The following is a 21,287-nucleotide window of genomic DNA, read 5'->3' on the forward strand; positions in this document are numbered from 1 at the left end:
CTTGATGGATGTACGTTTTGATGACCGGGTGGCGATCGTCACCGGGGCTGGTGCCGGATTGGGCCGGTGCCATGCGCTGCTGCTGGCGTCCCGCGGCGCCAAGGTGGTGGTGAACGATCCGGGCGGATCGGTGGACGGCACCGGCAGTGCTGCGGCGGCGGCCGACAAGGTGGTGGCAGAGATTAAGGCAGCGGGCGGCGAAGCGATCGCCAGCTACGCCTCGGTCGCCGAGGAAAAGCCCGCCCAGAGCATTATCGACATGGCGATGGAGAACTGGGGCCGGCTGGATATCCTGGTAAACAACGCCGGCGTGCTGCGCGACAAGGCGTTCAACAACATGAGCCTGGAGGACTACGAGTACGTCAACCAGGTGCATCATTTCGGCACCGTCTACTGCACCAAGGCGGCCTGGCCAATCATGCGCAAGCAGCAGTATGGGCGGGTCGTCGTCACCACCTCCGGCTCCGGCACTGTGGGCAATTTTGGCCAGGCCAACTATGGCGCGGCGAAGATGGCGGTGAACGGTCTGATCAATGTGCTGCGGCATGAGGGTGCGAAATACAACATCCGCTGCAACGCGATCTCGCCGTCTGCTTACACCCGCATGACCGAGTCGCTGCTGCCGCCGGACATCGCGCCGTGGATGAAGCCGGAACTGGTCTCCCCCGCCGTCGCCTGGCTGTGCAGCGAGGAATGCGACCAGAACGGCGAGATTATCGCCGCCACCGCCGGTGGCTATGCAAGGGTGCAGTATTTCGTCACCGAAGGCGCACAGTTCGACCCCGCCGAACTGGTGACGATCGAGATGGTGCGCGACAGCTTGGACCGCATCCGCGATCTTTCCACCGCGAAGCCCTATTTTGGGATGATGGGGAACGTGGTGGAGAAGCTGCGGGAGATGGGGCGTATCAAGTAGCGGGGGCGCAGGACAGCCCACTGACCTCGGGACCACCTACCCCTGGCGACACTTCATGCGCGGGTTCTTCTTGTTGATCACGTAAACCCGTCCGTGGCGACGCACCACGCGGCAGTTCTTGTCGCGCACCTTGGCCGACCGTAGGCTGTTACGAACTCTCATGACACGCGCCCGCTATTCCGTAATCAAGAAGCGACGGTGGATAGTGATATGGCCCCTGGCTGTCAAGCCGATCGACGATCAGAGGCGTGCGCGACGTTGAGCCGTTCATATAGCGCCCGGCTGGTCGGCCCGGTCACGTCGTCCCCTTTTCATCGAGCCAAGGATAAACGCGTAAGCGTACGGAATTTATCTCCACCGGGTTCGAGGTGTGATGAAGAGCGATCAAGCCCAGCCTGCGGATAGACGGCACCAAAGGCTTATTTCCACATAGGCTGCCGCTGAATTCAGATTAGGCGATATGCAGCGCTAGGCCACAGCCGACTATCGCTTGGTACCAATATAATTGACTGCCAGAGAGGTCCTGCGCTCTTGCGCTAAAAATCCTCGCCTGTCCGCAAATTATCGCAAGCTACTGAATTTTCCTACAAATCAGAGATGGTCGGCTTCGTCGCTACAGCATTTCGCCTCCGTTAAGTGGATCTCCTGCCTGTTGGTTACGTAAGGTACTGCTGTCAGGTCGCCTCGCAGGGAGGGCGTAGCCTGATCGGAGAGGCGACCCGACAGCAGCGGCAAAATTCATGCGGCTGCCACGTGTGGCGGCAGGTGGGTGAAGTAGGCTTGGTCCGGCGTCCGGGCGTCAAGGCTCGAGTGCGGTCGTTTGCAGTTGAAGAAATCCAGATATACCCCGATCAGGCGCCGCGCTTCGGCGACGGTTTCATAGGCCCGCAGATAGACCTCCTCGTACTTCACCGACCGCCACAGCCGCTCGACAAATACGTTGTCTCGCCACGCACCACGACCGTCCATGCTGATGGCGATCCCGTTCTCCAGCAGCAGCCCGGTGAACGCGGCACTGGTGAACTGGCTGCCTTGATCGGTGTTGAAAATGTCCGGTTTTCCCTGCCGCGCCAGCGCTTCCTCGACGGTCTCGAGGCAGAAATCAACCTCCATGGTGACCGACACCCGCCACGCCAGAACCCGCCGGCTAAACCAGTCAACCACCGCCGCCAGATAGACAAAGCCTTTCGCCATCGGAATGTAGGTGATGTCCATCGACCACACCTGGTTGGGCCGGTCAACCGGCAGGCCGCGCAAAAGATATGGGTAAATCTTGTGTCCTGGACACGGCTTTGACGTGTTCGGCCGACGGTAGATCGCCTCAATACACATTCGGCGCATCATCGTCCGCACCATCTCGCGGCCAATGATCACCCCCTCCCCGCGTAGCAGATCGCGCAGCATCCGGCTGCCCGCGAACGGGTAGTCCAGGTGCAGCGCATCAATCCGCCGCATGATGACAAGCTCGCCCTCGGGCACCGGCTGCGGGTCGTAGTACAGGCTGCTGCGGCTCAATCGCAGCAACGCCGCCTGCCGCCCCAGCGGCAACTCGTGCGTCCGGTCAATCATCGCTTTGCGCTCCGCAGGCCGGCCTTGCTGAGCGCACCGGACAAAAAATCGTTCTCCAGCGTCAGCTCTCCGATCTTGGCGTGGAGTGTCTTGACGTCGATGACAGGTGCCGGTTCGGATGCTCCGCCGCCCGAACCAAACAGGCCCGAGGCTGCCTCCAGCAGGTGTCCCTTCCAGGCAGTGATCTGGTTCGGATGCACCTCAAACTGTTGCGCCAACTCGGCCAGCGTCTTCTCGCCCTTGATCGCGGCCAGCGCCACCTTGGCCTTGAAGGCCGCAGCGTGGGTCCGGCGTGTTCGCTTCGTCATATTCGCTCCTGATCCGCGGCATCCTCGCCGCTCTCAGGCAGAAGTTCCACTTAGCAGACTGTCCGAATTTAGCCGACCACCTCTATCCCTGCCGGCCAATCTCTAGTTTTCTACATCTCTTTACGATATCTTAAATATTTTGCCGGTGATATAGGCGCCTCCGTGGCATCCCGTTACGGACCCGGGGCCACGCATAAACATCGCCGGCATTGAGTCTGATCTCCGCGGCCTTGTCGAGAGCGGTTTTGATCCAGCTACGTTTATATTCAATTTTCTGGAGATTTACGACTCCCCCAAGGCGACGATAACCAAGCTCCGGCAGGGCAGCGCCAACCACGCGACGAAGGCCGGCGACATCCTGTGGAAGAACAAGTTGTTTTTCCGCGTGGCCGCTCGCGGCCAGGTCGCGGCGGCGATCGAGGGGTTGAACGCTGATGCCCTGGTCAAGCGCCATACCCCACGATTCATCATGGCGACCGACGGCAGCGATGTCCTGTGTCGCGACACCAAGGCCGACCGGACCCTCGATATTGCATACGGCAAGCTGAACGATGGGTTCGACTTCTTTCTGCCGCTGGCTGGTATCGAGCGCTATGAGGCGGTCGCGGAGAACCCGGCCGACGTCAAGGCGACGGGGCGACTGGCCAAACTCTATGACGCCATTCTGGAAGCCAATCCTGGCTGGGTCGCACGAGGCCAGACCCATGAACTGAACCTGTTCATGACGCGGCTGCTGTTCTGCTTTTTCGCCGAGGACACGTCCATCTTCGGGAAAGGGTTATTCAGCGGGACGATTCTCTCGCTGACCAAGCAGGATGGGTCCGACACCGCCGCCGTGCTGGAAACCTTGTTCTCGGCAATGGACGCCCGGCCCGGCATGCGCGATAGCCTGCCGAAATTTGCCAAGGAATTACCTTACGTTAATGGCGGCCTGTTCGCCGAGCGTACAGCCGTTCCCACCTTCTCCGCCCGCGCGCGCCGTCTGCTGAAGGACTGCGGCGACCTATGCTGGCAGGATATCAACCCGGACATCTTCGGCTCGATGATCCAGGCTGTGGTCGATCCGGGCATGCGCGGCGACATGGGCATGCACTACACCAGCGTGCCAAATATCATGAAGGTGCTGCAGCCGCTGTTCTTGCTGTCGCTGGAGGAGGAGTTGGAAGCCGCCGGTGATAGTGAGGTCAAGCTGGGTAAGCTGCTGGATCGCCTCTATCGTATCCGGGTCTTTGACCCTGCATGTGGGTCAGGAAATTTTCTAATCATTGCATATCGCGAGCTACGGAAGCTAGAAAATCGGATTTTTGCCCGGCTGAAGATCGTGGCGCGGCAGTGGTCGCTGCCTTTAACTGGCATCAAGCTGAACCACTTTTATGGTATCGAATTAGCGGATTTCGCTGTTGAAACCGCCAAACTCGCGCTCTGGATCACAGAGTACCAGATGAACGAACAGTTCAAGCTGCTATTCGGGCCATCACTGCCAACGCTGCCGCTGCGCGAAAGTGGCAATATCATTCACGGAAACGCACCACGTGTGGATTGGCTGGATGTGTGCCCCCTAATGGATGAAGGCGAAGTCTACATCGTTGGTAATCCGCCTTATCTCGGCAGCACTCAGCAAAACGAAACTCAAAAGCACGATCTTTGCGTAGTCTTTGGGGAGAATACCGGAGCCTATAAGAAACTCGACTATGTAGCTTGTTGGTTCATGAAGGCTGCAAATTATTGCTTACAAGCACAAGCGAGTTTCGCTTTTGTGTCGACTAACTCGATCTGTCAGGGGGAGCAGGTTGCCCTTTTGTGGCCTCCTATACTACGCAAGAACTTAGAGATTGGATTCGCGCGCCAGTCTTTTAAATGGCGCAATAATGCAGCAAAAAACGCAGGTGTGTCGTGTATCATCGTGGGGATACGTCCTGTTGGTGAGGCGAAAAAAATCATCTTTTCAGGAGAGGTATCGCGGATCGTCAAGAATATAGGACCGTATCTTGTAGAGATGGAAGACATTGCCGTTACGAAGCGCGCGCGGCCGTTGTCACTTATTAAAGCTATGGATAAAGGAAATCAACCCACTGATGACGGAAACCTAATCCTAGTTCTACTGTGTCATTTTCTGATTTCGGCTGTGGGGTTTGGCCTGCAAGCAACATGGGCATCGTGGCAGGTGTTGGATGAGGCCAACGGTGAGCCGGCGGCGAACCGAGGTAATCGAGTGCGCCACATGGCGCTCAGGCCGGATGGGCGGCCCCTCTTGGCTGGTAGCCTTGGGGTAGCGCAGGTGCCGCGATCCGCTCGCGGGCAAATCGCTGCTGAGGGGGGAAAAGACAGCGCTCGGCTGCCAAAAAGCCATACGCTGCGATGCACAGGCTGGCATGGTGGTGAAAGCCGCGCCAGCCGCGGCCCTCAAAGTGGCCGAGCCCGATCTCTTGCTTGAGCTCCTGATAATCACGCTCGATCCGCCAGCGCGCCTTGGCGGTGTGCACCAGGTGCTTGAGCGAGGTGTGCGCGGGCAGGTTGGAGAACCAGTATTTGGTCGGTTCCGCCTCACCGCGCGGCCATTCGATCAGCAGCCATTCCTCCGGCCAGGGTTCACCGCGCTGTTCGTCGCGATGGGCCGGGCGGACGCGCAGGGCGAGGAAGCGCGAGGACAGCGCGGCCTGGCTGCCTTCACGCCATGTCACCGTCCGCCAGGTGCGCAGCGGTTGCGCCGCGGCCAGCGCCTTGACCGACACCGGCTGGTGTTCAGGGCTGCGGCGCAGCCGTTGCGGCGGCCGTCCCTGGCCGGACCAAGTGGGCGACAAGGGTGCCAAGCCTGGCGGCCAGACACTGGTGCCCGCGCGCACGGCCAGAACGTAGGACAGATCAAGCGCGGCCACACCGACCCGCAAATCGGTGTCATCACCGTATTCGGCATCGGCCAGCACCACACCGGCCGGCACGCCATCGGCCCGGGCTTGGCGGATCTGCCCCAGCGCGATCGCCATCTTGGTCTGGAACGTGATCGCCTCTGGCACACCGGCTTTGGCCCGCCGGATCGGATCCTCAGCCCAGGCCTGGGGCAGATAAAGCTGGTAGGCAATCGGCAGGCTGGCCTGATCATTGGCCATCGAGAGGCTGACCGCGACCTGGCAATTGTCCTGCTTGCCAAGCTGGCCGCAGTATTGCCGCGCCACGCCAACCGAATGCTGACCTTTCTTCGGAAACGACGTGCCATCGACGATCCAATAAGCAATCGGCCCGTGCTGCTCGATCGCCGGCACCACCTGCTGGCGCACCGCATGCAGCATTGCCGCGTCATCCCACTCAGCCTTGGCCACCACGTGATGCAGCGACTGATGTGCGGCCTGGACCTGAGCCGGTTCCATCCTGGCCGCCATCGGCTCGATGCTCTTGCGCTCACCCGGCAGCAGCAGCCCCGTGCAATACGCCCGTGCCGCAGATACCCGGCTGGCATGGCTCAACACCTTGGTGATCCCACCCAGATAAGAGGCAAACCGATCCTCACTCGGCGGGGTTTGTCTTGCGGTCGATCCTGTCATACCTCACATATAGGGAAGAATTGACACAGTAGAACTAGAAGCCGTCGAAAAGCAGCACCTTTTTGTCAATGCCCCCGAGAGCTTGCCCTTGTTGCGGCGGTTCTATGGCGCAAAGGAGTTTATTCAGGGGATTGAACGTTGGTGCATCTGGATCACTGATGATTTTCTCGAATTAGCGCAAACCATTCCCTTCATTCAAAAGCGCATAAAAAGCGTCCGAGAATTCAGATCCAATAGTAAGAAGAAGTCAACGAGAGACCGTGTTGATAAGCCTTACCAGTTCACGGAAATTCGCCGTTATGGCGTGGCAGCGATGATTGTACCTAGTGTCTCATCCGAAAATAGGCCTTTTCTACCAGTTGGTTTTGTTCCAGGAAACGCGATCATCAGCAATCTTGCCTTCGGCATTTACGATCCACCCGACTACCTGCTCGCTATACTTTCATCCCGTCTTCATTTAGTTTGGACTGCAACAGTTGGCGGACAACTAGAAACCAGGCTGCGCTACTCGAATACTCTGGTATACAACACATTCCCGCTTCCCGAACTTTCTGGTGACCAGAAGCTGATCCTGGAAGACATGACGTTCAATATACTCTCAGCAAGGGAAGCGCATCCGGGCAAAACCATTGCTTGGCTCTATAATCCGGAGACAATGCCCGCGGGCTTACTGGCCGCGCACCGTGAACTCGATGATGTGTTGGAGCGGATGTACATCGAGCGATCTTTTAAGAACGACACCGAGCGGCTGGAACATCTGTTTAAGCTCTATGTCGCGATGACCGGACAAAGCGCACGCAAGACACCGATCAAAGAACTCGTGGCCGCGTAGGACATCCGCCAATGCCCGACTTCGTCAGCGTCAGCTACGTCCAGACAGGCAGCAGCCAGATCACCAATGCCCAGGGCATGCGCGCCATGCAGGCCAAAGCTTTCGATGCACGAAATGCACAGTACCTGCTGGTCAAAGCCCCGCCTGCATCGGGAAAGTCCCGAGCGCTTATGTATATCGGCCTCGACAAGCTGACCAACCAGGGACTGGCAAAGGTCATCGTTGCCGTTCCCGAAAGGTCGATTGGGGCGTCCTTCCGAACGACCCGACTGACCCAAGGTGGCTTCTTCTGCGACTGGGTGGTTGATCCACGCTGGAATCTGACCGATGCAGGCGGCCCGGCAGGAAAAGTCGCGGCCTTCAAGACGTTCATGGCCTCCCCGGATGCGATCCTGGTCTGCACCCATGCCACACTCCGATTCGCCTTCGAGCAACTCGGCGCCCCCGCGTTCGCGAACTGTCTACTGGCGGTCGACGAATTCCACCACGCCAGCGCCGATGACGACAGCCGGTTGGGCGAGCTTGTCCGCGCGCTGATAGAAGATGGCCGATCGCACATCGTCGCCATGACCGGCTCCTACTTCCGCGGCGACACCGCCCCGGTGCTGCGTCCCGATGACGAGGCGAAATTCACCCGCATTACCTACACCTACTACGAGCAGCTAAGCGGCTACAAACACCTGAAAACGCTCGGTATCGGCTACCATTTCTACAAAAAGCGCTACCTGGACGCCATCAACGAAGTCCTTAACTCCGACCTCAAAACCATCATCCATATTCCCCATGTTGGCTCGGCGGAGTCCACCAAGGACAAGCGCGACGAGGTGGATCGCATTCTCGACCATCTGGGCGATTTTCTGCGCAAAGATCCGCGAACGGGTCTCTACCAGGTCCAGCGGAAGGACGGTCGGGTGCTGAACGTCGCGGACCTGGTTGATGATGGTCCGCACCGCGAGCAGGTCATGCAAACCCTGCGCAACATCACCGCCAAGGACGACGTCGACATCATCATCGCGCTCGGCATGGCCAAGGAAGGCTTTGACTGGATCTGGTGCGAGCATGCCCTGACCGTCGGATACCGTGGCTCCTTGACCGAGATCATCCAGATCATCGGCCGAGCCACTCGCGACGCACCTGGCAAGCAGCACACGCAGTTCACCAACCTGATCGCCAGGCCGGACGCCGACGACGAACGGGTAGCCGACGCGGTGAACAACATGCTGAAGGCGATCGCCTGTTCCCTGCTGATGGAACAGGTCCTGGCGCCAAACTTCAAGTTCAAGACCAAGATAGACGGCGACGAACTGGACGGCACACGTCACCCGACCGACATCGTCTACGAAAACACCGACACCGTCATTTCCATAAAAGGTTTTGCGGAACCCTCGACACCGCGCATCCAGCAGATCATCGAGAGCGACCTGAACGACCTGGCGGCGAAGATCCTGCAAGACCCCGCTGTGCTGCGGGTCGCGATGAACCCGAACGAATATGCGCCAGAGGTCGTCAACAAGGTCTTCATCCCCAAGGTCATCGAACGCCAGTATCCCGACCTGACACCCAATGAGATCGAGGAGGTCCGCCACGCGGTGGTCGCCAACGGCGTCTTCAAAAGCCCAGCTGTGGACCTGGACCCCGATCCCACGCAGCACGCCGACAACAGGTTCGTGCGCATGGCGGGGCGGCTGATCAACATCGCCGATCTCGATATCGACCTTATCGACAGCATCAACCCGTTCCAGCAGGCTTACGAGATCCTGTCGAAATCGGTGACGGCGGACGTCCTGAAGACCATCCACGACGCGATCACCGCGAATCGGATTGTGATGACCGAGCAAGAGGCCGTTGTGCTCTGGCCGCGAATCAAGCAATTCAAGGCCGACAGCGGTATGGACCCAAGCCTGACGAGTGCCCATCCCCTGGAACGCCGCATGGCCGAGGCGCTTGCCTGGATACGCAGCGCGAAACGGAAGAAGATGCACGCCCAGGCAAGCGCGTGAACGATGGTCGACAAGACACTCGACGCCCTGCTGGCAGAGAAAGACGATCTGGGGCTGCTCAACGTCAGGCCGTCGGGGTCTAAAGCTACGTCCGAAGCAGCACGGGTCATCCAGCAGTTCGAGGAGATCAATCATTTCATCGACAGGCAGGGTTTCGCACCCGGCGCGGGTCCAGCCGAGCGCAAGGTCCCGGTCAACGAGCGATCACTTCAGATGCGTCTCAAGACCTACCTGCGGTCCGCTGAATGGCGCCGGACGCTGCTTCCCCTGGACCGTCATGGCCTGCTGGCGGCGGCGGCTGAACCAGCGCGGCCAGAGCCGTCCAGCCTGGATGAAATTCTAAGCCTGGATGACGATCTGCTATCCGCCCCCGCCGAGGAAATTTACACCTTCCATCATGCGCGGCCAGCGGATATCGCTCGGCCCGACAAGGTGTCCGAGCGCAAGCCGTGCCAGGATTTCGACAGGTTCGCCGCCTTGTTCGATGCCTGCGCGGCCGAACTTGCCAATGGTGCGCGAAAGAGCATGCCCTTCGCCAACGAGCAGGACATCCGAGCCGGGGAGTTTTTTGTCCTGAACGGGATCACCGTCTTTGTGGCGGAGGTGAACGATCCACACATCCGCAATCGCAAGCGAAACGCCCGTCTTCGGTTGGTTTTCGAAAACGGCACCGAAGGCGAAAACCTGCTGCGGTCCCTGGCCACGGAACTCTACAAGGACCCCCTCGGCCGTCGGATATCGGAGCCGGCGGCAGGACCACTTTTCAACCCGGCGTCGACGACCGCGAACGCGGCGTCTCCACAGGAACGGACCATGGGCTGCATCTATGTCGTCAAAAGCCTGTCGCCGCTACCGGAGATCAGAAAGCTCGACGGCACCCTGTTCAAGATCGGCTTTACCACTGGCCGGTTTGAAGAGCGCATCGCGGCGGCCCAGGACGACCCAACCTTTCTGCTGGCGCCGGTCCATCCGGTTCGGACCTACGATACCATCAATCTCAACGCCAACAAGGTGGAAAACCTGCTGCACCGGTTCTTCGCCAAAGCGCGGCTCGACCTCGAGCTTAAGGATAGGTTCGGCAAACCGTACCGTCCCAGAGAGTGGTTTCTGCTACCCATTCAGGTCATCGAGCGGGCAATAACGATGCTACTGGATGGCAGTATCGTCCGCTACCAGTACGATTTCAGGTCAGGAGAAATTGTCTCGACACATGGAAATTGACTGGATTGGTGGTTTCAGTCCGTCTTGCCCCGCCCACCCAAGTGCCGGAGCCACTTCACGCGCGAACAGCTCGATCGAGCGCAGGGTGAACGCATGCGGCGGATCGACCGAATGCACTTGCACGGCAACGTCGGTTGCGCGGTCGAGCGTGGTGTCATCACCAAGCGAGGCAATGACCTCCTGCGGGGTTCCAATATGCGCGTCGAGCGCGGCGATGATCTGATCAAGCGAACCAACAGGAACCGGGCGCCCCTGGTCGCGGAGATGGTCGGCAAAGCGCCCCAATCCAACCTGCGCGAAGCGCCGAGCATCGCGACCGTCATCGACAACAAACACGCTGCGCGACGCCAGGATGCGCGGCGCTCGGCCTGCCGGCAGTGCCGCCAGATAAGCGTCGATCATCGGGTTCTGGATGTCTGCCAGCGATGCGTGCGGCGCGTTCGGCGGCCGGGGCTGGGTGCGCGACAGCATCAGGCCATCGCCTGCTTCCCCCGCCCGGTGCCCGCCCGCCGCCGAGAACGTCCCGTGCCACAGACGATCGAGCAGATGCGGTGCCGCCGGATACAGCCGATTGCCCTCCCCACCCAGCGTCTTGCCGCGCCAGGCGTCGAGCAGCGCATTGAACTTTTCGGCGAAGATCGGCCCCCGGTCCGCCAGCGCGAGGCCGAAAGCCGGAAACGCGGACGGCGTGCCGCCGGCACCAATACCGATCTCAAGCCGTCCGCCGGACAGCAGATCGAGCACCGCCGCATCCTCGGCGACACGCACCGGATTCTCCAGCGGCAGAGTGACGACGCCGGTTCCAAGCCTGATCCGCGACGTCCGGGCGGCCACCTGCGCCAGGAACACGAACGGTGCTGGCAGGCCGCCCTCGTCCGCATTGAAGTGATGCTGGGCGACCCAGGCGGATGAGAAGCCGAGTGCTTCCGCCCACACGATCTGCTCGGTCGCCAGACGATATCGCTCACCGGCGCCGGCGTCGTCGAGCAGCCTGGTGAAGAACCCCAGACGCTTGGGTGTCCGCTGCATGATCCATCCCTGCCAGTTGGCTGCATGACCCAGTGTATAGGCAATGCGCCGCCGTTCACAGTGATGGGGAACGTCATGCTTCGAGAAATCCGGCCAGGGCTGACGGTAGGAATGTATTTGGAGGCCTTGCGTCCCACCGCCTTCCGCGTGGACTTGCCGGTCCTCGTCCGTTCTTGCGTGGTTCAGGGTTACACGTCTGTCTTCGTCAATCCAATCTTCAGCAGGCCGAGCGCGCCGTTGACCGCACCTTCCAGCACCTCCCGTTGCGGCTGTGTGCGAGCCAGCACCCGAACACCGAACAACAGGCTTAGCAGAAGCCGTGCGAGGTCGTCCGCTGGCTGTAGGGCGGCAATCGTGCGGTCCATCTGACCGGCCACGACACATCGCCGGAAGAACGCCTCAAGGAAGGTCATCTCGCTGGCAACGAGCTTGCGGAACTCTGGGTCAGAAGGGGCCATCTCAAGGGCCGAATTGACCAGGAAACAGCCGCGGCGCACCTTGTCCATCACCGATCGTTCAATGATCTCGTCAAAGAAGGCGCGAATCGCGGCGAACGAAGGCAATTGGTCGAAGCGGCTAATCCGATCGTGGATGCTCTGCTCGAAATAATGCTGCAGCGCCCGGCGATATAGCGATCGCTTGTCGCCAAACGCGTTGTAAAGGCTGGCGCCAGTGATCCCCATTTCGCTCGCGAGGTCTCGCACGGAGGTTGCTTCGTAGCCCTGCGCCCAGAAGCAGTTCATCGCCGCCTCTAGGACCGTCGTCTCGTCGAACTCCCGCGGTCGTGCCATCGAGCGCCTTTCGCCTGTAGCGGCCAGTGCGGTGGATTGCCATCCAGACCCAGTAGGTTTATTTTAGAGCATATGAACCAAAACCGCAAGGTGACTGGCGCGATGGCTCTTCCGACGACCCCATGCGCGATAACCCGTGCGGAACCTGGCTCCGTCTATCGGCGCACGTGAGGAGCGGTTGCGCTGCCACTTGAAACCGTCGACCGCTCAACCTTTGGCGATCGCCCCGCCTCTGGCAAGGCAGCCGGTGGCGACCAAGCGCGCAGCCTTGATCCTGATGATTCTCAGCGGTAACCAATGTCTCGGTCTGTAAAAATGAGCGGGCCTCGGCGCGAAGGCGGCGAAGCTGGCTGGCTTATCAATGGGCCGCCGAACCCTGCCCGTAAACAAGCTTTTTTCGCATCCAAAGCCGGTGGACCTGAGGTTTCCGAGGGCCGGCATGACCGCTAGCGACTGGGGCGCATTGATGGCCGCCGTCCAGTTGGGTGATACCGGAAAGTATCACCGCCTGCTCGTCGAGGTCCGTATGTGGCTACGGCGCTACTATTCGCGCCGACTGCCGCCCGCCATGGTCGAGGACGCGGTTCAGGATACCCTTCTGGCCATACATGAGAAACGGCATACCTTTGATCCTTCGCGGCCCTTTGAACCCTGGCTCGCCGCAGTGGCGCGCTACAAATGGATCGACCGGTTGCGGGCGTTGAAGTCGGCACCGACGGAGGCCATAACCGAGAATGTCGCTGTCGTGGATCATGGCGATGTGGTCGCCAGCGTTTGGTCACTCGAGCGCCTGTTGCAGGAGCTCAAGCCGGCGCAGTCGGACGTAATTCGTCTGGTCAAGCTACAAGGCTTCAGCATTGAAGAAGCGGCTGCGCATACCGGTCAGTCCGTCTCGCTTGTGAAAGTGAACATCCACCGAGGATTGGGGCGATTGGCTTCCATTGTGCGAAGGCGATCCGATGCCGAATGATCGGCTCATCGATCGTCTCGTTAGTGAATTGAAGCCGGTAAGCCGACGTACCGTCGGGCGCGACGCGCTAATTCTCGTGGCGCTCTGTATGATCGAGCTTGCGCTGTTCCTGGCCTCGGGCGCGATGCGGCCCGATATGCCGGCAGCAATGCACTTGCCGTCGTTTTGGTGGAAGCTCGGCAGTCTTGGCCTCATCGCGTCGGTCGGCGGGGGCATTGCGGTTGTCTCCCTTGACCCCGTTCAGTCGCCCCGCCGCGGTTTGCGCTGGTTAGTGGCGGCCGTCGCGATGTGCCTGGCAATCGGCTGGGTCATCGATGCCGAGCACAGGGAAATGCCTACCCTGGCGGCCCGGGTGAACTGGCATGCCGGCCTTGAATGTGTCTACCAGATGGTGCTCTTGTCGGTGCCGGCCGTAGTCGGTCTCGGCCTGCTGATGCGTCGTGGCGCGCCGACGGATAAAGCCGGAACCGCACTGGCGGTAGGCATCGCCGCGGCAGCCTGGGGAGCTTTCGTGTTCGTCTTTGCCTGTCCGCACGACGACCCACTCTACATAGCCATTTGGTATTGCGTCGGATGCGGCCTCGTCACGGGATTCGCGCGGTTGGTGCTGCCGCGCCTCACGCGTTGGTAGACGCCCGCGTTCGGCACCTTGCTCCATGGCGGCGGCGGGTGAATGAAGTGTCCAACCCCAACGCCGAAGAAACCCGTCGATCAACCGGTAAACCATGCGTGCACGCGGGGCAGGATAAGGCCGGCTCACCGACAGCACCTGAATGATTTACCCGAAGGCGCCGGTCGGAACCTTATACCGCCCATCGCGATTCGCGTCCGCATGTAAAGGTTCTTAATCAAGCACAGGACAGCAATGGAGGAGTGAGAAGTCGAGGTTGAACCTGGCCCAGAACATAGAGTCGGTGGTCCAGACCAGGATCAGGTTCAGGACGGCAGTCAGTCGCGAGGCAGCCATAGCAGCCGGCATGAACACTGAGCAGTTTCCAGAGTGAACGAAGCTGCCGTGGAGAACGGTTCCATGAGCTGTTCCTGGAGCTCCCGACGAGGAAGGCGACGACGTCGGCAAGAGGGTCTTCGGCATTCTGGAGACAGTCGTCGCAGACGGCGTTGCCAGCGGTATCAGGCGAAGCTCCGACGATCGCGGACGCGGAACAGCGCAAGTGCTGTGGGCCGCTATTCATGAGTTGGTCGCTCCCCTGCTCGCGTTTCCGGACTTCGGTTGGGAATCGAGAAACAAGCTGATTGAGGCCCGTATCGACATGCTGCCGCACGGACTCGACAGGCAAGCCAACAAGCCGGCAACGAAGCCAAACATCGCCACTGTTCGGTCAGGTAGGTCTTTGACGAAAACTGGTTCCAGGACTACTATAGGCTACAGGCAGGGAAATGAATAAGCTTGCCGTTGATCTTTCTGGCTCCTGCGGTTGCCCCGGCTGTTCCACCTGACGGCGATGCGTCTGGCCGAGGTGCCCGATCCAATGTTCAATTAGGTTAAAGCCGCAATGCGCGCGATGCTGGTAATCCAGCAGGCTGACCCGGAACGGCTGGTGCATAGGTGCTTTATTGCACGGATGTCCAGGCCGGCGGCGGAGAAGTTGGACGTCGTCGTGCTGCTCGCGCACCGACAGGACTTGCGAAATGCCGCCATCATGCGTGGCATGCTGCCGACCGTGCGGCATGACCTAGTTCATTCCGAGGCTGCCGCGACCGTCTGAATGTGGTGCGCTTTAGGATAAAACGTTGTCCTGCGCGGCAATGATTGTCCCGACTCGCCTACGCCGCGACATCCGGCCAGAAGCGCGCCAGCGGCGAGACGGCAACCACCGACCGCACCGCCGCCTGATCCTCCGGCGTCATCGTCTTGCGCCAAGTCTCGGCGGCGGCGGCGGCATCGCGGAAGATCGCATAGTAGCCCGCCGACCCTCGGTGCGTGGTGCTGCCGGCGACAAATGCCGCGGTTTGCCGGTTCCAGTCCAGTCCGGCGAACTGCAGGATGCGGCGGGCCAGCGCCTCCGGGCTGGCGCACAGCGCCTCATACAGCACGACATGGACGTTGCCGCGAGCGGCCAGTGCATCATAGGCCGGTTCGTTGAAGGCGCGCCAGCTCCAGGCATAGCGTGCCGCCTCCGGCAGAGCCTGGAACGCGCCTGCATCAACCCCAAACATGGCGGCATGGGCCAGCGCCTGGGCCTCGTCGAACGGCATGTCGGTCCCCGGCGTCCGCAGGTCGAAGCGGCGCAGGCGGTTGCCGCGCATTACTGAGGCAACCTGTCCGCAGGGATGCCGCAAGATGAAGATCGTGCGGCTGGCCGGCAGGGTCTGTGCCAGCACGGCTGCCCCCTCCGCCCAGGCCACCGACTTCAGGGCCAATCTGGCGGCCGGCCGGGTCGCCAGGTCGGGGATCGGAAGCCTGGCCAGCAGGCTGACCGGCGCCGGCAAGCGAGACGCCGCGCCGGCGGCGGTGGCGAGCAGCGTACGCATGCCTCGGGCCGGAGCCGACTGCCAGCTTTTGGCAAAGAACGGCCGCTTGGCGACCGTGCGCGCGCCGCGGTCGGCAACCCAGGCCGCCAATAGCCCGGGCAGCGCCGCCGGCGTCAGCGGCGACGGGCCAGGCCGCGTCTCATCCGGTTCATGCCGGTAGAGCACGTCCGGATGACTGTCGATAATTTTTGCCAGCCAAGTCGTTCCGGACCGGGGCGCTCCGAGGATCAGGATCGGCGCATCCAGGCGACCGTGGTTCACCCTGCACGCGCCTCACCAAGCGCCAGGCAAACCGCCACCGGCTTCAGGCCAGCCGGCCGTGGCAGTGCTTGTACTTCTTGCCGCTGCCGCAGGGGCACGGCGCATTACGGGGCGTCGCGGCCCAGGTGCGTTCGTTGTGCGGGTCGACTGCCGGCGTACGCGCCGGCAGCGTCGCAACCAAGCCCCCAGCCCGGCCTTCAGCTTGCGCGCCGTCCACTGCCGCGCCAGACGCCACCTCGCTGGATAAGGCCCCGCTGGATGACGCTCCTTCGGACAACGCCCCGTTCGATAAAGCCATGGCGGACATCGGCTCGGGATGACTTGCCACCATCCGAGGCAGGGAAGGTTCCGCCATCAGTTGCGCCAGCGGTCGGTCCGGAGCCAGTTCGACGCGCGTCAGCAAGCTGGTCACGCGCTCCTTCAGGTCGTCCAGCATGGCGTTGAACAGGGCAAACGCCTCGGCCTTGTACTCGTTCAATGGATCGCGCTGGCCATAGGCCCGCAGTCCGATACCCTGGCGCAGGTGGTCCAAAGCATACAGATGCTCCTTCCAGACCGCATCCAGTGTCTGGATCAGCAGGCTTTTCTCAATGAAGCGCATCAGGTCGGGGCCCATGTTGGCCGCCTTCGCCGCCATCATCCCATCCGCAGCCTTCTCGATCCGCTCACGCAGACCGGTTTCGTCGATGCCGTCCTCGCGGCCCCAATCCTCGATCGGCAGGGTCAGATTGAACACGCGGGCGACATCGGCGGTCAGCTCCGCAAGCTCCCACTGCTCTGAAAAGGCCTTTTCCGGCACTCGCGCGGCCACCATGGACGCCAACACATCAGCGCGCATTTCAGCGACCATCTCGGACACATCCGGCGCCTTCATGAGCTCCTTGCGCTGGGCATAGACCTCCTTGCGCTGGGCGTTCATCACGTCGTCGTATTTCAGCACGTTCTTGCGGGTGTCGAAGTTGCGCGCCTCGACCTTTTTCTGGGCCTTTTCCAGCGCCTTGTTGATCCAGGGATGCACGATCGCCTCGCCTTCCTTCAAGCCCAGGCGCTGCAGCATGCCGCCCATCCGGTCGGAGCCGAAGATGCGCATCAGATCGTCTTCCAGCGACAGGAAGAAGCGTGACCGGCCTGGATCACCCTGCCGGCCGGACCGGCCGCGCAACTGGTTGTCGATGCGGCGGCTCTCGTGCCGCTCGGTGCCGATCACAAACAGCCCGCCGGCGTCCTTGACCGCCTGGTGCGCGACGGCGACGTCGTCCCGCACCGACGCCTCGCGGGCAGCGCCGGCGGCTTCATCATGAATGCCGGCCAGCGCCTTGCGCAACCGCATCTCCAGGTTACCACCCAGCTTGATGTCGGTGCCGCGGCCGGCCATGTTGGTGGCGATGGTGACCGCGCCGGGCGCCCCGGCCTGGGAGACGATCTCGGCCTCCTGCTCATGGAAGCGGGCGTTTAGCACCGCGTGCGGCACCTTCTTCTGCTTGAGCAGGTTGCTGATCGTCTCGCTCTTCTCGATCGAGGTGGTGCCGACCAGGACCGGCTGGCCCTTTTCGCGCGCCTCGGCGATCAGGCTGGCGACGGCCTCGTATTTCTCCGCGGCAGAGCGATAGACCTCGTCGTCCTCGTCGCGGCGGGTGACCGGCACGTTGGTGGGGATCTCCAGCACGTCCAGCTTGTAGATCTCGGCGAACTCGTCGGCTTCGGTCATCGCCGTGCCGGTCATGCCGGCCAGCTTGGGATACAGTCGAAAGAAGTTCTGGAAGGTGATCGACGCCAAGGTTTGGTTTTCGGCCTGAACGGTGACGTGTTCCTTGGCTTCCAGCGCCTGGTGCAGGCCTTCCGAATAGCGCCTGCCCTGCATCATGCGGCCGGTAAACTCGTCGATGATGATCACCTGGTCGTTGCGCACGATGTAGTCCACGTCGCGGGCGAACAGCGTATGGGCGCGCAGCGACTGCTGCACGTGGTGGATCACCGAGACGTTGAAGATGTCGTACAGGTTGCCTTCGGTCAGCACGCCGGCGGTGCGCAGCATCTCCTCCACCGTCTCGCTGCCAGCCTCGGTCAGCGACACGGTCTTGAATTTCTCGTCCTTGTCATAGGTTTCCGGGTCCTTCACCAGTTCCTTCACCACGACGTCGACTTGGCGGTACAGGTCGGAACTGTCCTCGGCCGGGCCGGAGATGATCAGCGGGGTGCGCGCCTCGTCGATTAGAATGCTGTCGACCTCGTCGACAATGCCATAGAAGAACTCCCGCTGGACCATGTCCTCCAGCCGGTACTTCATGTTGTCGCGCAGGTAGTCAAAGCCGAACTCGTTGTTAGTGCCATAGGTGATGTCGGCGGCGTACTGGGCGCGCTTGGTTTCCTCGTCCTGGCCGTGCACGATAACGCCGACGCTCAGGCCGAGGAACTGGTAGATCTGCCCCATCCATTCGGCATCACGGCGGGCCAGGTAGTCGTTGACGGTGACGACGTGAACCCCCTGGCCAGCGAGCGCATTTAGGTAGACCGGCAAGGTGGCGACCAAGGTCTTGCCTTCACCCGTCTTCATTTCGGAAATCTTGCCGTCGTGCAACACCATGCCGCCAACAAGCTGGACATCGAAGTGACGCTGACCCAGGACCCGGCGGCCAGCCTCCCGCACCACGGCGAAGGCTTCGGTCAGGATCTCGTCCAGGGTTGCGCCATCGGCCAGGCGTGCGCGGAATTCGGCGGTCTTGCCGGCCAGTGCTTCATCGGACAGGGCCTGCATATCGGCTTCCAGGGCGTTGATCCCGGCGATCCGCCGCTGATACGATTTCAGCGAGCGGTCGTTGGCGGAGCCAAAGATGGCGCGGGCGATTGCGGCGAGCATACGGACCTTTCAGGGACAGCCGAACCCCCGGTTCGGCAGGTTCAGATAGGACCCGGAGGGCGCAGGGTCAACGACAGCGGCGTGTTACCCTTTCGGAAGGTGAAAACGAAGAGCTATGTCCGGTTACAGGACAGCTTGATCCCACTCGTGTTGATCCCGCCCGTGTATAAGCCATGGTCACCAAACCCTAAAGAATTGTTCACAGTGCCCTCGCGCCGGCTATGCACCCGGATCGCATCCGAGGTGGCGGCGAAGGCGGACAGCACGCAAGCGTATACGTGCCTCCGGGAAGGGCGTGGTATCGCTCTGCTGTCGCCACGGGCGGACCTCGCTAGCCTAGTTTTCTTGACGCAATGCCCCTAGCCCGTGCGTCAGATCCGCGATCAGGTCGTCCGGGTCTTCCAGTCCGATATGAATGCGTACCATCGGCCCCGCGAAAGGCTTGCCACCGGCGGAGCGGGTGACGAACCCAGTGGTGGGAACCGCAAGGCTTTCGTAGCCGCCCCAGGAGGCACCGATGCCGAACAGATCCAGCGCCTCGACGAATCGATGGGTGGCCTTGGTGGTGAACGACGACTTGAACTCAACCCCAAACAGGCTGCACGCGCCGGTGAAGTCGCGTCGCCATAGTTCGTGGCCTGGCGCACCGGGCAGGCCGGGATGCAGCACCTGCGCCACCTCCGGCTGCTGACGCAGCCAATGCGCGATCAGCAGGGCGGACTCCATCTGCGCCTGCAGGCGCACCGCCATGGTCCGCATGCCGCGCAGGGTCAGCCAGCAGTCATCCGGGCTGGCGTATTGCCCCAGGGTGCGCGCCGCCGCGTGCAGGATCTGCCAATCCGTATCGGTGTTGACGGTGATCGCGCCGATCAGCACGTCTGAATGGCCCGCCGGATATTTCGTCGCCGCCTGGATCGACACATCGACGCCATGGGCGAAGGGCTGGAAGTGGTGGATGCCCCAGGTGTTGTCCATGAACACCTTGGCGCCGCCGGCATGGGCGGCACGAGCGATGGCGGGTACGTCCTGCACCTCGAACGTATGGCTGCCGGGGCTTTCGGTGTAGACTACCTTGGTATTCGGCCGCATCAGCGCGCTCAGGCCCGTTTCGTCGATCTCCGGCAGGTAGAACGTCGTATCGACCCCGAAATCCCGCAGCATCGTCGTGGCGAAGTTACGCGCCGGACCATACACATGGTCCGGCATCAGCATATGATCACCAGCCTTCAGCCACGCCAGCAGCGGCGTGGTGACAGCGGACAGCCCGGTGGAGACGATGTAGCAGCGAGAGCCGCCTTCCACTGCGGCGATCGCGTCCTCCAACGCCCAGTGCGTGGCCGAACCGCCGGTGCCATAGGTCAGCACCCGTTCGCCGCGCTTAGCTTGCAGCGCCTGGCGTTCGGCGACGGTGGGAACCAGGACGGTGGAACCGCGCAGCAGCGGCGGATTGACGAAGCCATGCTCGCGCTTGGTGGTGCGTCCGACATGCGACAGAGTGGTGCGCAGGCCATGTTTCCTGGTTGTTTGTGCGACATCGTCAGCCATGTTCAGACTACTTCCACCGGCGTATCGGCGCGCCCGCCCCATTCAGTCCAGGAGCCGTCATAGACGGCGCCCTCCGGCAGGCCAGCGACGGCCAGCCCCAAGGTCAGGATGCACGCAGTCACGCCGGAGCCGCAGCTTGTCACCACCGGGCGGGTGCCGTCGATACCAGCCTCTGCCAGACGCGCCTTCACCTCGGCCGCCGAACGGAAGGTGGCATCAGGGTGCAGCAGGTCCGTGTACGGCAGGTTACGGGCGCCTTCGATATGGCCGCTGCGCATGCCGGCGCGTGGTTCCGGAACAGCGCCGGTGAAGCGGCCGGCGGCACGGGCATCCAGCACCTGTTCCTGGCCCGTCGCTACGTTGCGCAGCATGTCGCCGATGCCGCGCAACCGCGTGGCGCGGAAATCAGGGCGGAAATCGGCTTGCGAGATCGCAGCGGGTTCGCCAGATTCCAGGAGGCGACCCTCCTTGTGCCATTTTGGCAGCCCGCCATCCAGCACCGCGACCGCGTCATGTCCGAACAAGCGCATCAGCCACCAGCCACGGGCCGCCGAAGCCAGGCCCTTCTGGTCGTAGAACACGACGCGTGCTGCATTCCCGACACCCAGCGCGCCCAGCAGCTTTGCGAAGCGGCCTGGACTGGGAACCATGTGCGGCAGATCAGTGTCCGGGTCGGCGATCTGGTCGATGTCGAAATACCGAGCACCGGGAACGTGCGCGTTCAGGAATTCGGCCTTGCCGTCCTTCGGCTCGGTCGGCAGGTACTTGGTTGCATCAAATACCACCAGGTCTGATTTTCCCAGTTCGTGTGCAAGCCAGTCAGTCGATACCAGCGGATCCATGTGCGTTCCCAAACATCGAGCACCGGCACCCTAGCGGCGATCGCCGATCCGGGCCAACCCCGCGACGGCAACCCGTCCGAACGATCAGCAACGGCGACGGCAGATGCAAGACCG

At 61.7% G+C, this 21,287-nt stretch carries 16 protein-coding genes and 1 pseudogene; 8 read left to right on the plus strand and 9 right to left on the minus strand.

Features of this window, described 5'->3' with window-relative positions:
• Positions 1-4: 4 nt before the first annotated feature.
• Positions 5-916, plus strand: a complete 912-nt coding sequence (locus ACQY4S_RS20530) for an SDR family oxidoreductase (RefSeq protein ID WP_428487059.1) — start codon at positions 5-7, stop codon at positions 914-916.
• Between the two features lie 36 nt (positions 917-952).
• Here the strand turns inward: ACQY4S_RS20530 and ykgO are convergent, their stop codons facing one another.
• Positions 953-1,078 (minus strand): type B 50S ribosomal protein L36, encoded by a 126-nt coding sequence (ykgO, locus tag ACQY4S_RS20535; RefSeq protein ID WP_104520796.1) that lies wholly within the window; start codon positions 1,076-1,078, stop codon positions 953-955.
• 576 nt (positions 1,079-1,654) lie between these two features.
• A protein-coding gene (locus ACQY4S_RS20540) for an IS3 family transposase (protein WP_428483442.1) occupies positions 1,655-2,793 on the minus strand; the annotation gives its coding sequence in 2 pieces (ribosomal slippage) (positions 1,655-2,535 and positions 2,535-2,793; 1,140 coding nt in all).
• Positions 2,794-3,001: 208 nt separating this feature from the next.
• Between ACQY4S_RS20540 and ACQY4S_RS20545 the strand changes: the two are divergent.
• Positions 3,002-4,726 (plus strand): annotated as a pseudogene (locus ACQY4S_RS20545) (DNA methyltransferase); the annotation flags it as partial.
• 295 nt (positions 4,727-5,021) lie between these two features.
• On the opposite strand, the gene ACQY4S_RS20550 reads toward ACQY4S_RS20545, so the two are convergent.
• Entirely contained in the window at positions 5,022-6,332 is a 1,311-nt protein-coding gene (locus ACQY4S_RS20550; protein WP_428484998.1) for an IS701 family transposase, read from the minus strand.
• A gap of 19 nt (positions 6,333-6,351) precedes the next feature.
• Here ACQY4S_RS20550 and ACQY4S_RS20555 point away from each other — a divergent pair, with 19 nt between their 5' ends.
• The 3 genes from ACQY4S_RS20555 to ACQY4S_RS20565 are packed head-to-tail and all read left to right on the plus strand — an operon-like array spanning position 6,352 to position 10,385.
• Positions 6,352-7,164, plus strand: a complete 813-nt coding sequence (locus ACQY4S_RS20555; protein ID WP_428488467.1) for a type IIL restriction-modification enzyme MmeI — start codon at positions 6,352-6,354, stop codon at positions 7,162-7,164.
• Between the two features lie 11 nt (positions 7,165-7,175).
• Positions 7,176-9,164, plus strand: coding sequence for a DEAD/DEAH box helicase (locus ACQY4S_RS20560; protein WP_428487061.1), 1,989 nt, complete (start codon positions 7,176-7,178; stop codon positions 9,162-9,164).
• Positions 9,165-9,167: 3 nt separating this feature from the next.
• Positions 9,168-10,385, plus strand: a complete 1,218-nt coding sequence (locus ACQY4S_RS20565; protein ID WP_428487062.1) for a GIY-YIG nuclease family protein — start codon at positions 9,168-9,170, stop codon at positions 10,383-10,385.
• On the opposite strand, the gene ACQY4S_RS20570 is transcribed toward ACQY4S_RS20565, so the two are convergent.
• Positions 10,353-11,414: a putative FMN-dependent luciferase-like monooxygenase gene (locus ACQY4S_RS20570; protein WP_428487063.1), complete on the minus strand. Its 1,062-nt coding sequence runs from the start codon at positions 11,412-11,414 to the stop codon at positions 10,353-10,355. The genes ACQY4S_RS20565 and ACQY4S_RS20570 overlap by 33 nt on opposite strands.
• Before the next feature lie 188 nt (positions 11,415-11,602).
• Positions 11,603-12,205 (minus strand): TetR/AcrR family transcriptional regulator, encoded by a 603-nt coding sequence (locus ACQY4S_RS20575; protein WP_428487064.1) that lies wholly within the window; start codon positions 12,203-12,205, stop codon positions 11,603-11,605.
• Between the two features lie 439 nt (positions 12,206-12,644).
• On the opposite strand from ACQY4S_RS20575, the gene ACQY4S_RS20580 reads away from it, so the two are divergent.
• The 3 genes from ACQY4S_RS20580 (at position 12,645) to ACQY4S_RS20590 (ending at position 14,902) form a co-directional block, all read left to right on the plus strand.
• Positions 12,645-13,175 carry a sigma-70 family RNA polymerase sigma factor gene (locus ACQY4S_RS20580; RefSeq protein ID WP_428487065.1) on the plus strand — a complete coding sequence of 177 codons (531 nt, stop codon included), beginning with the start codon at positions 12,645-12,647 and terminating at the stop codon, positions 13,173-13,175.
• Positions 13,165-13,806, plus strand: a complete 642-nt coding sequence (locus ACQY4S_RS20585) for an NrsF family protein (protein ID WP_428487066.1) — start codon at positions 13,165-13,167, stop codon at positions 13,804-13,806. The genes ACQY4S_RS20580 and ACQY4S_RS20585 overlap by 11 nt, the downstream gene beginning before the upstream one ends.
• 883 nt (positions 13,807-14,689) lie before the next feature.
• Entirely contained in the window at positions 14,690-14,902 is a 213-nt protein-coding gene (locus ACQY4S_RS20590; protein ID WP_428487067.1) for a hypothetical protein, read from the plus strand.
• Positions 14,903-14,960: 58 nt separating this feature from the next.
• Here the strand turns inward: ACQY4S_RS20590 and ACQY4S_RS20595 are convergent, their stop codons facing one another.
• From ACQY4S_RS20595 to sseA, 4 genes are all read right to left on the minus strand, one after another.
• A complete protein-coding gene (locus ACQY4S_RS20595; protein WP_428487068.1) occupies positions 14,961-15,929 on the minus strand; it encodes a sulfotransferase family protein in 969 nt (322 codons plus the stop codon).
• Between the two features lie 43 nt (positions 15,930-15,972).
• Entirely contained in the window at positions 15,973-18,786 is a 2,814-nt protein-coding gene (gene secA / locus ACQY4S_RS20600) for a preprotein translocase subunit SecA (RefSeq protein WP_428487069.1), read from the minus strand.
• Between the two features lie 336 nt (positions 18,787-19,122).
• Positions 19,123-20,331: a cystathionine beta-lyase gene (metC, locus tag ACQY4S_RS20605; RefSeq protein WP_428487070.1), complete on the minus strand. Its 1,209-nt coding sequence runs from the start codon at positions 20,329-20,331 to the stop codon at positions 19,123-19,125.
• Between the two features lie 2 nt (positions 20,332-20,333).
• On the minus strand, positions 20,334-21,173 hold the full coding sequence (gene sseA, locus ACQY4S_RS20610; RefSeq protein WP_428487071.1) for a 3-mercaptopyruvate sulfurtransferase: 840 nt from the start codon (positions 21,171-21,173) through the stop codon (positions 20,334-20,336).
• Positions 21,174-21,287 lie beyond the last annotated feature (114 nt).

The organism is Rhodopila sp., assembly GCF_965276935.1.
Classification (GTDB): Bacteria; Pseudomonadota; Alphaproteobacteria; order Acetobacterales; family Acetobacteraceae; genus Rhodopila.